This is a genomic window from Vibrio mediterranei, from assembly GCF_900088415.1.
Lineage (GTDB): Bacteria > Pseudomonadota > Gammaproteobacteria > Enterobacterales > Vibrionaceae > Vibrio > Vibrio mediterranei.
Genome location: NZ_FLLQ01000003.1, coordinates 190,703 through 203,673 on the forward strand (window position 1 = coordinate 190,703; position 12,971 = coordinate 203,673).

Sequence of the window (12,971 nt, forward strand, 5' to 3'; positions counted from 1 at the left end):
CTGAATATCAAGTCAAATTAAGTTCTATTTGATTTTTGCATAGAAAAGCCGCGATGAATTCGCGGTTTTTTTTGTTTCTTAGAGACAACGCATTGCTTGTTGCTTAACGGGTTATAGTAAATTTGATATAACAAACAGTTAACGCGACAGCTTATTTTATATAATGTGCGCATGAATCTCTCTTGTTGCATCAACGAGTTGAGTTCGGACGACAAACGTTAATGACATCATCGGTTCAAAAAGGACTTTAGTACCTATGAGGCAAACTCCCACCCTCAAACTGAGCACTCGCTTAGTGGCTTTTGTGACAGTAATTGTCATGAGTGCCGTATTTATTCTGTTTGTTGGCGGAACGCTATCCATTAAAAGGATGGGCCAAGAGTACCTCAATCACCACTTGGCTGGCATTGTTCGAGTTATCGATAAAGAATTAGAAGACCCCGATGCAGCCTATATGATGCAGCGTTGGATGCCTAAGATGTTGCAAGCCAGTAATATCATTGAGATGCAGCTGACCTCTTCAGCTGGCGTGGTATACCGATACAAAAACACCTCTCCAACCATAGATCGCACCATTGTGTATCGAGAAGGTTTTGATTTAGAGCGCAATGATGGCTATCGCGTCGAATTTACCGCGCTGCCCCCTTATTTGGATGTGCGTTATTCCATTGAAGCCATGTGGTCGGTCACTTTAGCTTTTGGGTTGATTGTCTTTTGTCTAATGCAAGGGGTGAAGTGGCTTCGTAAACAGCTAGTTGGCTCAGAGTTATTGGAAGAGCGAGGTCGGATGATCTTAGGCGGTCGCGTAGAGCAGTTTGCTAAAGGAGATGAAAGAGAATGGCCTTATACTGCTAGTGAGGCTTTGGACATTTTAATCGAAGAATTGCAAGATGCTCGCCAAGAGCGCAGTCGATTCGACACCTTTATTCGCACACAAACCTTCCTTGATCCATTGACTGGCAGCGCAAATCGAATGCTATTTGATAGCAAACTAGAATCAGCGATACATGAAAGCGGCGCTCAAGGCGGCGTTATGCTATTTCGCATTGAAGACTGGGATCAAGTACAGGAGGTTCAAGGTAAATCGACGTCAGATGACTTCCTCGTGGAAGTTGGTGAAGTGATTTCCAACGCGGTTCAGAAATATCCTGATGTGATTTTCTCCCGTTACTATGACGCCGATTTTGCGGTATTTATTCCGCATCAAAGTAGCAAAGATGTTGCTAACCTAGCAAACCAATGTATTCGTCAGCTTGAAAAGATCACGCCGCCAATGCCTCTTGATGAAGAGAACTGGTGTCACATTGGTGTCAGTATGTATTCCGAAGGTGAACGCCAAGGGCGCATCATGGAAGAGGCTGAAACGGCGCTGAAAAGTGCTCAACTGCAAAAGGTAAATAACTGGAGTCGCTTTAGCAAGCAAGTCCAAAAATTCGATGAGCGTGGCAGTGTGCGTTGGCGTACATTGTTTGATAAAGCGCTTCTGCCTGAAAATCTACTTATTTTTTCGCAGCCCTGCTATTTGTACGAAAAAGGGAAGGAGCTCGACGTACTTCACAAAGAATTGTTTGCGCGAATTGAAGATCCGGAACGAGGTATTGTTAAAGCGTCACGATTCCATTCCGCTTTACTTCAAGTAGGCTACGAGTCCAATTTTGATCGTGCAGTGCTCAATAAAGTGTTACGAAACATTAAGAAAAGTCCGGCTATTCTACCGATTTCTATCAATCTTTATGTCGTGCCATTTGCTAATAAAGGCTATTTTAAGTGGTTTCGTGATGAGTTGTTGCAATTGCCTATCGCGGTACGCTCACAATTAAGCTTTGAATTTTCCGAGGCAAGACTAGTTCAACATCTGGACTATATTCGCCCAGTTGTTAGAATGCTGTCCGGTTTAGGGTGCACAGTAATCGTAGGTCAGGCTGGTCGTTCGATTGTGAGTACTCATTACATCAAAGATCTGAAAGTAGATTATCTTAAGTTGCATCGCAGCTTAATTAAGAAAATTGATCAACGGGATGAAAACCAATTGTTTGTTCGCAGCATGGTTGGTGCTTGTGGGGACTCCAAAACACAAGTTATTGCCGTAGGCGTGGAAAATAAAAAAGAGTGGCATACGCTGCTTGATCTTGGTGTTAGCGGTGGTCAAGGACGTTATTTTGCAGCTGAAACACAACTCATGCCAGATCCTAAGCCAAAAGCGGCAATGATAAAGCCTGGACGAAGAAATCGTTGGAAAAGAACCTAACGCGGAAATGTTATGACGTTTAAAAACATCGTTGCTCGATTTGGGTCGAAACAAGCGAATACTTCCCCAATGGTAGTTATTATGCAGTCGGATGGCGTCTTTTTGTCAGAGAAAGGACAGCTTAAGGTTAGTAACTGTGATATTACTGCCAACAATTGGCAAAAGGCGCTTGAGCAACTTCTGCAGCCTAAAGCAACCAAGGGCCAAAGCGTCAATGTTGTCATTGGTAGCGACCTTTATCATACCTATCAAATAGACACGCCAAGAATACCAAAATCTGAGTGGCCTCAAGCTCTGCCTTTTTTATTGAAGGATGTTATCAGTGAGCGAGTGACTGAGATTGTTGCCGATGGTCTAGAGCTGCCAAGCTTGAATAAAACAACTGCCTATGTGATTCAGAAATCCTGGCTGTTACAGCTTCGCGGTGTATTAGAAAAGTTAGGATTGGAACTGGCTCAAGTTATTCCAGAAGAGCTATTTTGGGCAAGAGCTCAAAAAGAGAGTCACAGCGCGGTTTTATTGCAAAGAAGTCGTTTTCATCACTATCGAGTCAGTGCTTTTGTTGAACAATTGCCGATTTTCCATCGAACCATTCGTAGTGTTTCTGGCCCTGTTATTCAAGACGAAACCATTGGACTTGATGTCGACAGCTTGGCTCTTGAGTTGCAAAGGTCTCTTGACTATCTGTCATCGCAATTAAAAACAGGTGGCGTGCATGCGTTGCACGTTTGTTGTGATGAAGAATCGGAAACTCAACTGGCTGAAGCGCTCACTGCACGATTGAATGTCAAAGTAATGCCCCTAGTTTCTGAGCGTACGGGTTGGTCTGGGGCGTTATTAGCTCAAATCGCCAGTGAGCAGTTGGAAGGACCAGCAGTTAACCTGTATCCATCGTATTTAAAGCCTAAGCAAGAGCATTTTACCTTAGCTCGAGTTGCGTCTGTACTGGCTCTGACGGTAACAGCTGCTGTTGCGGTGTACGGGTATATTTCAGTTTCAACAGCTCAATTAGAAAGCGAGCTTGCACAATCGGAGTCTCGCGCAGACTCGCTACATGATGAATTAAGTCAGCAAAAAGCGGCGTTGGAGTCACATCGACCTTCTCCGGTTAAAGTTGCCGCCGTAGAGCGCTTAAAGCAGGAGATCGCCGCGAAAAAAGACGCGTTGGATGCGGTAGATGACTATGACAAAGAGCAGCAAGTTGGCTATTCAAGCGTGATGAACTCGCTTGCGACGTTGGGAAGGAACGACATTTCAATTCAACATATTTACCTTGATAAAAGCAATATTGATATTTCTGGATTAGCACGAAACGCCAGTGTGATTCCAAACTGGGTTGGGCAATTCAAGCAAGAGCAAAGTCTGGTTGGAAGAACCTTTAAGACCTTGAAAATTGGTCGTAATACTAATGATGTCGTGACATTTGAATTGCGTACCAGTCCAGAAATTCGAACTCTAGATACTGTGGCAAATGCGGGTGAAAAAGTGGATGCGACACAAGTATTGGAGGCTAAGCAGTGAAGGACTATTGGCTGAAGTTAGATCAGAGGTTCCTCGCCTTAAGTACAAGAGAAAAATCGTTACTCTCAATCTGTGCTTTCGTCATTGTGGCTATGATGCTTTATCTGCTGTTGCTTGAACCTAGTCTATTGCAAAAGAGCCGTTTGGAACGACAACTTCAACAAGTTTCCAGTGAAAACATGGAATTAGAGGGGCAGCTTTCAGTATTGAGCAGCCAACTTAAACAAGATCCAGACAAAGACATTAATCTTGAGTTCAATCGGCTAATTGCTGAGAGCCAAGCGTTATCAGAACAGCTCTCTGGATTGGTGGATAACCTTATCTCACCGGTTCAAATGACGAACCTGCTTGAATTGGTGCTAAGCAAGAGCCAAAGCTTGAAACTTGTTGCTCTTGAGTCGCTACCACCAGAGCCTATTACTGGCACTGATGGAGCAAGTGAGTACTCCGGTTACTTTGTTCATCCGGTTAAGATTGAATTGACGGGTAACTATTTTGCTATCGCTAAATATCTGTCTGAGTTGGAGCAAATGCCGGTTAAATATTACTGGCGTAGCTTTAAATATGATGTGGAAAAACATCCCAAAGCTCGCTTGATTTTAGAAGTGTACACACTGGGCACTCGCAAGGAGTTTATCGGTGGTTAGAGCAATATTTATCGCCTTATTGAGTGTTTCCATGTCTTCGTGGGCGACCCAAGATCCCACTGCACCTTTAGGGTGGGCGCAGCCAACACAAGTACAAACGAAACCGAAGAAAAAAGTAGTGTATCGATTGCCGACATTGCAAAGCATTGTCTGCGAACAGGCAATGCCGTGTTCAGCCGTGATGAATGACAAAGTGGTTGAAAAAGGTGATGTCATTAACGGTTACAAAGTCGTCAACATCAACAGTGAAAATCTCCTCCTTCAGCGCGCAGGCAAGCAGTGGAAACTTGGCTTATTTGCGATGGACGTAAAAAACTAAGGCTATAAGAATATGATGCGTAAGGTAGTAGTCGGTATATGTATCGCAGCATTGGTGGGATGTTCAATGGGACATCGAGATCCGGTTGAAATAAAGCAAAGTCTCAATGAATCGGTGAACAATGCGAATAACAAGAGCCTAGATGAGTTACCCCCAACAGTGGAAGCTGACCTAATGCCTGAGCTAGACGCTCAGGCAGGCTCACATTCGAGCCGAACGCTGAAGCGTTTCCGAGTGCAAGCCAATGGCGTCGAAGCCAAGGCATTTTTCACCAGTTTGGTAAAAGGAACCGAGTACAGCGTGTCTATTCACCCGAGCGTATCGGGTAAAATTACTGCTAACTTGAGCGACGTGACATTAGATGAAGTGCTGGATAACGTTAGTGATATGTATGGTTATGACATTGAGAAAAAAGGTCGAATCATCCAAGTGTATCCAGCGGGTTTACGCACAGTTTCTATTCCAGTGGATTATTTGCAGTTCAAACGTTCAGGTCGCTCATTAACCTCGATAACGACCGGAACCATCTCCAGCAGAGATTCGAGCAATAACAACAATAGCAGTAATTCAAACAATAACTCGAGCTCGAACAGTTCAAATTCGAACTCGTCCAGTTCATCAAGCTCAAATAACGTTAATGGTGGCAATAGCAACAATAATGAGCAAGGTGGAACTCGTATTGAAACCACCAGTGAAAGTGATTTCTGGCCTTCGCTTGAGCAAGCGGTAAGTAAGTTGATAGGTACTGGTGACGGTCGCAGTGTGGTGGTTACCCCTCAAGCTAGTTTACTTACTTTACGTGCTTATCCCGATGAAATTCGTCAGGTTAGAGAGTTTTTAGATATGTCGCAGCAGCGACTTCATCGTCAAGTGATTCTGGAAGCAAAGATTCTAGAAGTAACGCTGAGCGACGGTTATCAACAAGGCATTAGCTGGAGCAATATTGGTGCGGCAATTGGTAGTGGTGGTGTTTCTATCTCCCGACCAGCGCAAAACCCAGTGCCACCTTTAAATCAGATTGGCACCCTGTTAGGTGGGCAAACCAATGTGACCATTACGGACGGACATTTTGAAGCCGTATTGAGCTTTATGGCGACGCAAGGCGATCTCAATGTCCTTTCTAGTCCTCGAATTACCGCCGCCAACAACCAAAAATCGGTTATCAAAGTGGGTACCGATGAGTACTTCGTTACCGATATCTCAACGGTTATTGGTTCTGGTGAAAATGCCAACGTAGCGCCTCAAGTTGAATTAACGCCCTTCTTTTCGGGTATTTCTTTGGACGTGACGCCGCAAATTGATGAAAAAGGTAATGTTCTGCTGCATGTTCATCCTGCGGTTATTGAAGTTCAAGAAGAGAAAAAAGAGATAGAAGTGTTAGGGGGGTCTATCATTGTGCCGCTAGCGAAAAGCTCTATTCGTGAATCAGACTCCGTTATCCGTGCAGCTGACGGTGACGTCGTTGTGATTGGTGGTCTGATGAAATCGGCAACCACTGAAATGGTCTCTAAAGTGCCATATCTTGGGGATATCCCTGCACTGGGACACTTGTTTAGAAATACGCAAAACGTGACGGAAAAAACAGAGTTGGTCATCTTGCTACGTCCGACTGTTGTTGGTGTGAATACATGGCAGAAAGAAGTTGAGCGTTCTCGAGACTTACTTAACGAGTGGTTCCCAGAAGATTAAAAGGCTTAGGGCTTGAAGTTTGAGTTGAAGAGATTGGAACGATAAACGGTGTACTTAGACTATTTCGGATTTGAGCAATACCCATTTGCGCTGACGCCCAATACTGCGCTGTTTTTTGGTCTGTCGCCGCATTATGAGGCGATACAGACTGTGACGGCGGGCGTGGCACTTGGTGAAGGAGTCCTCAAAGTCACGGGCGAAGTAGGTACTGGAAAAACCCTAGTCTGCCGAATGTTAATCAAACAGCTCGAGGCTGATTACAGCTTAGTCTATTTGCCCAATCCGGTGTTGTCCGGTGCCGAGTTAAGAATTGCTATTGCTAAAGAACTTGGCATAGAGCAATGCCAGCAACATACGTTGCTCGAAGATATTCAGAAAAAACTTATCGAAGCCAAACAGTCGAAGCGACCAGTAGTAGCTTTGATTGATGAAGCTCAGGCCTTATCTGATGAAGCACTAGAGACGCTTCGTTTATTAGGAAATCTAGAAACCGAAGACAGCAAATTGATGCATTTAGTGCTGTTTGGGCAGCCTGAATTGGATACGCGACTTGAACAGCATCACCTAAGGCAATTTAGACAGCGAATCACCTTCAGCGCCACATTACGTACTATGGCAAAAGCTGAGTGTTTTGCTTATGTCCAACAGAGAACGATGAGCGCTGGACGTGAGGAACATCTGTTCAGTCATCATCAACTGGCTGCCATTTGGCGAGCAAGTAAAGGCGTTCCAAGATTGGTGCACCAAATTTGCCATAAAACACTGTTGTTAGCGTTTGGTGACAACAGCCAGCAGGTATTAAACCGCCACTTGTATCTGGCGATAAAAGATACTTTTGATGCCACCAAGCCGATATTCAAATACCCAGTACTCTGGGGATGGAAATAACTATGAGTGCGATTAATAAAGCCTTATCAAATCTGACTAGTAAACCCAATAATTCTCACGTGAATATTGAGCAAGCTGTAATACCCAAAGTGAGGAATACCTCTCCCATTGTGTGGATTGGGGTTGGAGTCTTAGTCAGTTTAGCGATGGGAAGCTGGGCGTTTTCTACGGCAAATACGTCACCTTCTATGAGTGTACCTCAAGAAAGTACACGCTCTTTAGCGCAGTCTCGTGCTCAATTAAACTCACCGACAGCGAATTTAGGCTCCGCTTCTTCTGCTGTGTTCGACTTACCAAATGCAAAGCTGACTGATATTCAACGCGTATCGCTAGTCAAAGACCAGTCAAAAGCTGTCACTACGATGGCAGATACGCACGTGTTGCCGTCCTCTGCTGAACCTATTCTGTTAGCCCAACTATCTCCAAATAAAGCTGAGCCTCAAGCCAATGGTGGAGAGATGGTGGTTGAGCAAGTAGAACTCAGCTCGGAACAGTTAGCGGAAAAAGCCATTCAACGAGCCAAGAAATCGATTGATGCCAATGATATTAATGGTGCACTTGAGAATTATACCGCTGCACTTAGGTACGCTCCGGAAAATGAGCAAGTGAGACAACGATTGTCGGCGCTCTACTACGGTAAAGGTCAGACCCGAAAATCGTATGAACTTTTGCAAGAAGGGATTAATCGTAACCCTTCTGGTGAAAGGTTACGTTTGGCGTTAACGAAATTGCTTATCAAGGAGAATCAGCAGGAGGCTGCCCTCACGCCGTTGGTTTATCTGCCTGAGTATCCATCGATTGAATACTTATCACTCAGAGCCGGTCTCGCGCAGCGAAATAAACAAGCCGATATGGCCTATCAAAGCTATGAGTTGCTTACCCAACAAGACGGTGAAAATGCTCGTTGGTGGATGGGGCTTGCTATTCAGCAGGAGCGTAAAATGGAGTTTTCACTGGCTAAAAACTCTTATGAAAACGCGCTCGAAAAGATAGGTGTTTCAAGCCAATCGAAAGCATTTATTCGCGACAGACTTAAGGTCATAGAAAGCCTCGAAGGAAGTAATGATGCAAATTAAACTTCGTAAACGTCTCGGTGATCTACTGGTTGAAGAAGGCATTATCAATGAACAGCAGCTACAGCAGGCTTTGTCGATTCAGCGTAATACAGGCCGAAAACTTGGTGCAACACTGATAGAACTGGCTGCCCTGTCTGAACAGCAGATGCTAACGTTTTTGTCGCAGCAATTAGCTTTACCATTGATCGATTTAAGTCGGGCACAAGTCGATGTGGATGCGGTTCAGCTTCTTCCTGAAGTTCATGCAAGACGCTTGCGAGCACTTGTGATTGGTCGTCGAGACGATACATTACGAGTCGCGATGAGCGATCCTGCGGATCTTTTTGTTCAGGAATCGTTGTTAAACCAACTTGGTCAATACGCTATCGAGTTTGTTATTGCCCCCGAAAAGCAATTGCTTGACGGTTTTGACCGCTACTATCGCCGTACCAAAGAAATCGCTTCATTTGCAGAGCAGCTTCATGCTGAGCATCAGTCGACGGATGTTTTTGACTTCAATATTGAAGAAGATGAAAGCGAAGAGGTGACGGTGGTTAAGCTGATTAACTCTTTGTTTGAAGACGCCATTCAAGTAGGTGCTTCTGATATTCATATTGAGCCAGATGCCGACGTGTTGCGTCTTAGACAGCGTATTGATGGCGTGTTACATGAGACGTTATTAAATGAAGTGAATGTTGCGCCAGCAATGGTATTGCGACTGAAGCTTATGGCAAATTTGGATATTTCGGAAAAGCGTCTACCTCAAGATGGCCGATTTAATATTAGAGCCAAAGGACAATCGGTTGATATTCGTATGTCGACTATGCCCGTTGAACATGGCGAATCTGTGGTCATGCGTCTGCTCAACCAATCAACAGGTGTCAGAAGGCTTGAAGAGTCGGGGATTCCAAATGATCTGCTGATTAAATTGCGAAAGCAGTTGCGTCGCCCTCATGGAATGATCTTGGTCACTGGACCAACGGGGTCCGGCAAAACCACGACTTTATATGGTGCGCTGACGGAGTTAAATAGTCCTGGAAAAAAGATCATTACTGCAGAAGATCCGGTTGAATATCGTTTGCCTCGAGTCAATCAGGTTCAAGTAAACCCAAAAATTAATTTGGATTTTTCATCGATCCTGAGAACTTTCCTGCGCCAAGATCCCGATATCATTCTTGTTGGCGAGATGCGTGACCAAGAAACCGTGGAAATTGGTTTGCGTGCTGCATTAACCGGGCACTTGGTTCTTACAACCTTGCATACTAATGATTCTGTCGATAGTGCTTTACGCATGATGGATATGGGGGCTCCAGGGTACTTAGTTGCTAGTGCCGTAAGAGCAGTCATTGCCCAACGTTTAGTGAGAAGAATTTGCCCCGATTGCAAACGTGAGCATCCAACTGATGAACATGTAAAGCAATGGCTGATGACTCGCTTCCCTAATCAAACGGAGATGACCTTCCATAAAGGGCAGGGGTGCCAAAACTGTAATCTAACCGGCTATCGAGGACGGATAGGCGTATTTGAAATGCTGGAACTCGATCAAGGAATGATGGACGCCTTACGGGCGAATGATGCTGTACTGTTCTCACAGCGAGCTAGAGCCTCGAAAGAATATAAACCCTTGCTCGCGTCCGCAATGGAACTCGCAATTCAAGGAACCGTCAGCCTAGATGAAGTGATGGCACTGGGTGAAGGGGATGCTTCCGGTAGCATCGAACCTATTTACATTTAGTTTGATGGTTTATAGCTAGAGATAAGACAATGCCAACCTATCGTTATAAAGGGCGCAATCTTGATGGTTCAGAGATTTCTGGTCATCTAGAGTCTGCCAATGAAGAAACTGCGGCGGAGATTTTGATCTCTCGTGGGGTGATTCCAACGTCGATCTCACAAGGTGGTAAGTCAACGTCATTTAGTGACAGCCTAAGTGTATTGATAGCGCCGGCGGTACCTTTAGAAGTGCTGGTTATTTTCTGTCGTCAGTTGTTCAGTTTAACGAAAGCTGGTGTGCCATTGTTACGCTCCATGAAGGGCCTGACGCAAAACTGCACCAACAAGCAGCTGAAATACGCCTTGGAAGAAGTCGTTAATGAACTAACTAATGGGCGTAACTTATCGAGTTGTATGCAGCTTCATCCTCGCGTGTTTAGTCCACTTTTTGTTTCCATGATTGCTGTGGGTGAAAATACGGGACGTTTAGACCAAGCATTAGAGCAATTGGCTGCCTATTATGAGCAAGAAGTCGAAACTCGTAAGCGTATTAAGGCGGCAATGCGCTACCCAACGTTCGTGTTGACCTTTATCGTTGCCGCGTTGTTTGTACTGAATATCAAAGTTATCCCTCAGTTTGCTGATATGTTTGCCAGGTTTGGCGTCGATCTTCCTCTTCCCACTCGTATTCTGATTACTACCTCGAATTTCTTCGTCGGTTATTGGCCGCTTTTATTGGGTGCGATAGCTGGCAGTTTGTTTGCATTTCGTGCCTGGCTTGCTACGGCCGCGGGTAGGGAAAAGTGGGATCATATTAAGTTGAGGCTGCCTATTGTCGGCGGCATTGTAAATCGTGCTCAACTTTCACGTTTCTCAAGAACATTTGCTCTTATGCTTCGTGCTGGTGTGCCTTTGAATCAGTCATTGGCGTTATCGGCTGAAGCAATAGACAACAAGTATTTGGAAAACCGCATTATGGAAATGAAGGCGGCTATTGAGGCCGGAAGCACGGTGTCTTCAACTGCTATTAATGCCAATATTTTCACGCCGCTTGTTATTCAGATGATCTCTGTCGGAGAGGAAACGGGTCGTATTGATGAGCTTCTGTTAGAAGTTTCGGATTTTTACGATCGAGAAGTTGATTATGATCTGAAGACCCTAACCGCCAGAATTGAGCCGATTTTGCTCACTGTGGTTGCTGGAATGGTATTGATACTGGCTCTTGGCATTTTCCTGCCTATGTGGGGCATGCTCGATGCCATGAAAGGAATGTAACGAGCGATGGCTATCAAAAGTGTCTTCTTCCAAAGAGATGCGCTGCGCTGGCTAATTTGGAGTTGTGTGATTCTAGCGCTTGTAGGGTTTTTCTTATCTACGGTGAATCGTAATCAAGAAAAAATCACCCGTACTCAAGCGGTAGTGATCGGCAAAGTTATGCAACAGCGCATTAATGAATTGCATCAAACTTGGCTAATAGAGAAACAACCAAATTATCTACAAGTTGATAATACCGTCGTAAAATTTGACCAAACTGGTTGGATTACCCTATCAAATAATGAAAATAGAAACTGTAACTACTTGTTATCAATACTTTACAACGATGCGGATTCTATAAAACACAATCTATTTATAAAATCAGAGCAAATTGATAAAAAAACTATAGTTGTGTATACGGTATAAATACTGATATTGAAATTAAAGCAATTAAAATTAATAGCTTGCATATGGAAGTCATTTTTTTGACTTGAGTAAAAAAATTGACGTTAATGCTTTGTAATCATTATTCAACTAGTTATAATTTGGGCAGAAAATCACACTTTTGATATAAATGGATCAAATAATGAAAAAAGCTCAAGGTTTTACACTAGTCGAGTTAGTCGTGGTTATTGTGGTATTAGGCCTACTGGCAGTAGCGGCTCTACCACGATTTGTTGATGTAACAGAAAGCGCGAAAGAATCTAGCGTTGAAGCGGTTGCTGGTGGTTTTGCAACTGGTGTGTTATCAGCTCGCGCGCAATGGGAAGCTAATGGCCGAACTAAGTCAGGTATAAATAACTACGTTGATTACGATGGCACTCGTTTCTGGTTAACTCGCTCGGAAGATGGCACAACAGGCTTCCGTGATGGTTACCCTAGTAATACTAACGCTAACAATAGCAACAACGTAAATGTCGAAGCGTGCGTATTCCTGATGGAGAACTTACTGCAAAACTCTCCAGCGGTTGAGCAGTATACAAACAGTCCTTCAAAAGGCACTAAGTACTTAGCTCAGGCAGTAAGCAGCACTAAATGTCGCTATACACAAAACGAAAGTAACCGTCATTACTTCGAGTACGATATTCGTACCGGTAAAGTTACAGTCGAACTTAAATAAGTTGTAGGAATATAAAAAATGAAAAGACAAAGTGGTTTCACGTTAATTGAAATGGTCGTGGTGATCGTTATTTTGGGTATTCTTGCAGTAACTGCAGCACCTCGTTTTTTAAATCTACAAGGTGATGCCCGCGAATCATCTCTTAATGGTTTAAAAGGTGCTATTTCTGGCGCAAATGGCATTGTTTACGGCAAAGCAGCAGTAGAAGGCGTTGAGCAGCAAGCAGCGGCCACCATTAATGCAGGTACAAATGAAGCAGTAACGGTTGCATTTGGTTACCCAACTGCTGATGCAGCTGGCCTTGTAAGTGCAGTAGATGGCTTGCAACAAGATTGGATGTTTGCGACTCGTCGTGACGCGCTAATTGCTACCTTTGATGATGGTTCAAATGCTAACTTCCGTACGATTCGCCAATCTAACTGTTTTGTAAGATACGACGAATCAACTCAAGCGGGTACAGCACCTAGAGTAACCGTTGATGCGTCAGGTTGCTAATTAGCCAAGACGCAAAAAGGTC

At 44.2% G+C, this 12,971-nt stretch carries 12 protein-coding genes; all 12 read left to right on the forward strand.

The annotated features are described in order from the left end of the window. Nucleotides 1–256: 256 nt before the first annotated feature. Nucleotides 257–2,248, forward strand: coding sequence for an RNase E specificity factor CsrD (gene csrD / locus VME0621_RS10805; RefSeq protein WP_062456685.1), 1,992 nt, complete (start codon nucleotides 257–259; stop codon nucleotides 2,246–2,248). Nucleotides 2,249–2,260: 12 nt separating this feature from the next. Next, nucleotides 2,261–3,769, forward strand: a complete 1,509-nt coding sequence (locus VME0621_RS10810) for a hypothetical protein (RefSeq protein WP_062456688.1) — start codon at nucleotides 2,261–2,263, stop codon at nucleotides 3,767–3,769. Then, nucleotides 3,766–4,416 carry a type II secretion system protein GspM gene (locus VME0621_RS10815; RefSeq protein ID WP_062456691.1) on the forward strand — a complete coding sequence of 217 codons (651 nt, stop codon included), beginning with the start codon at nucleotides 3,766–3,768 and terminating at the stop codon, nucleotides 4,414–4,416. The genes VME0621_RS10810 and VME0621_RS10815 overlap by 4 nt, the downstream gene beginning before the upstream one ends. After that, the gene (locus VME0621_RS10820) at nucleotides 4,409–4,735 is read left to right on the forward strand and encodes a hypothetical protein (RefSeq protein ID WP_038229124.1); all 327 of its coding nucleotides are present in this window, start codon (nucleotides 4,409–4,411) and stop codon (nucleotides 4,733–4,735) included. The genes VME0621_RS10815 and VME0621_RS10820 overlap by 8 nt, the downstream gene beginning before the upstream one ends. Before the next feature lie 15 nt (nucleotides 4,736–4,750). Next, nucleotides 4,751–6,424 (forward strand): pilus (MSHA type) biogenesis protein MshL, encoded by a 1,674-nt coding sequence (mshL, locus tag VME0621_RS10825; RefSeq protein ID WP_038229125.1) that lies wholly within the window; start codon nucleotides 4,751–4,753, stop codon nucleotides 6,422–6,424. Between the two features lie 48 nt (nucleotides 6,425–6,472). After that, nucleotides 6,473–7,312, forward strand: a complete 840-nt coding sequence (locus VME0621_RS10830; protein ID WP_006070992.1) for an ExeA family protein — start codon at nucleotides 6,473–6,475, stop codon at nucleotides 7,310–7,312. A gap of 2 nt (nucleotides 7,313–7,314) precedes the next feature. Continuing rightward, nucleotides 7,315–8,388 carry a tetratricopeptide repeat protein gene (locus VME0621_RS10835; RefSeq protein WP_051868239.1) on the forward strand — a complete coding sequence of 358 codons (1,074 nt, stop codon included), beginning with the start codon at nucleotides 7,315–7,317 and terminating at the stop codon, nucleotides 8,386–8,388. Continuing rightward, the gene (locus tag VME0621_RS10840; protein ID WP_038229129.1) at nucleotides 8,378–10,102 is read left to right on the forward strand and encodes a GspE/PulE family protein; all 1,725 of its coding nucleotides are present in this window, start codon (nucleotides 8,378–8,380) and stop codon (nucleotides 10,100–10,102) included. The genes VME0621_RS10835 and VME0621_RS10840 overlap by 11 nt, the downstream gene beginning before the upstream one ends. A 29-nt stretch (nucleotides 10,103–10,131) precedes the next feature. Then, nucleotides 10,132–11,355 (forward strand): type II secretion system F family protein, encoded by a 1,224-nt coding sequence (locus VME0621_RS10845; RefSeq protein WP_038229131.1) that lies wholly within the window; start codon nucleotides 10,132–10,134, stop codon nucleotides 11,353–11,355. A gap of 6 nt (nucleotides 11,356–11,361) precedes the next feature. Beyond that, nucleotides 11,362–11,760 (forward strand): hypothetical protein, encoded by a 399-nt coding sequence (locus VME0621_RS10850; protein ID WP_062456694.1) that lies wholly within the window; start codon nucleotides 11,362–11,364, stop codon nucleotides 11,758–11,760. 160 nt (nucleotides 11,761–11,920) lie between these two features. Beyond that, nucleotides 11,921–12,454: a prepilin-type N-terminal cleavage/methylation domain-containing protein gene (locus VME0621_RS10855; RefSeq protein WP_082795477.1), complete on the forward strand. Its 534-nt coding sequence runs from the start codon at nucleotides 11,921–11,923 to the stop codon at nucleotides 12,452–12,454. An 18-nt stretch (nucleotides 12,455–12,472) separates the two neighbouring features. After that, a complete protein-coding gene (locus VME0621_RS10860) occupies nucleotides 12,473–12,949 on the forward strand; it encodes a type II secretion system protein (RefSeq protein WP_038229135.1) in 477 nt (158 codons plus the stop codon). The last annotated feature ends 22 nt before the right edge of the window (nucleotides 12,950–12,971 follow it).

Excerpts from the sequence above, each read along its gene's own strand:
- csrD (WP_062456685.1), top strand. The coding sequence starts at position 257 with ATGAGGCAAACTCCCACCCTCAAACTGAGCACTCGCTTAGTGGCTTTT.
- VME0621_RS10810 (WP_062456688.1), top strand. The coding sequence starts at position 2,261 with ATGACGTTTAAAAACATCGTTGCTCGATTTGGGTCGAAACAAGCGAAT.
- mshL (WP_038229125.1), top strand. The coding sequence starts at position 4,751 with ATGCGTAAGGTAGTAGTCGGTATATGTATCGCAGCATTGGTGGGATGT.
- VME0621_RS10835 (WP_051868239.1), top strand. The coding sequence starts at position 7,315 with ATGAGTGCGATTAATAAAGCCTTATCAAATCTGACTAGTAAACCCAAT.
- VME0621_RS10840 (WP_038229129.1), top strand. The coding sequence starts at position 8,378 with ATGCAAATTAAACTTCGTAAACGTCTCGGTGATCTACTGGTTGAAGAA.
- VME0621_RS10845 (WP_038229131.1), top strand. The coding sequence starts at position 10,132 with ATGCCAACCTATCGTTATAAAGGGCGCAATCTTGATGGTTCAGAGATT.
- VME0621_RS10850 (WP_062456694.1), top strand. The coding sequence starts at position 11,362 with ATGGCTATCAAAAGTGTCTTCTTCCAAAGAGATGCGCTGCGCTGGCTA.
- VME0621_RS10855 (WP_082795477.1), top strand. The coding sequence starts at position 11,921 with ATGAAAAAAGCTCAAGGTTTTACACTAGTCGAGTTAGTCGTGGTTATT.
- VME0621_RS10860 (WP_038229135.1), top strand. The coding sequence starts at position 12,473 with ATGAAAAGACAAAGTGGTTTCACGTTAATTGAAATGGTCGTGGTGATC.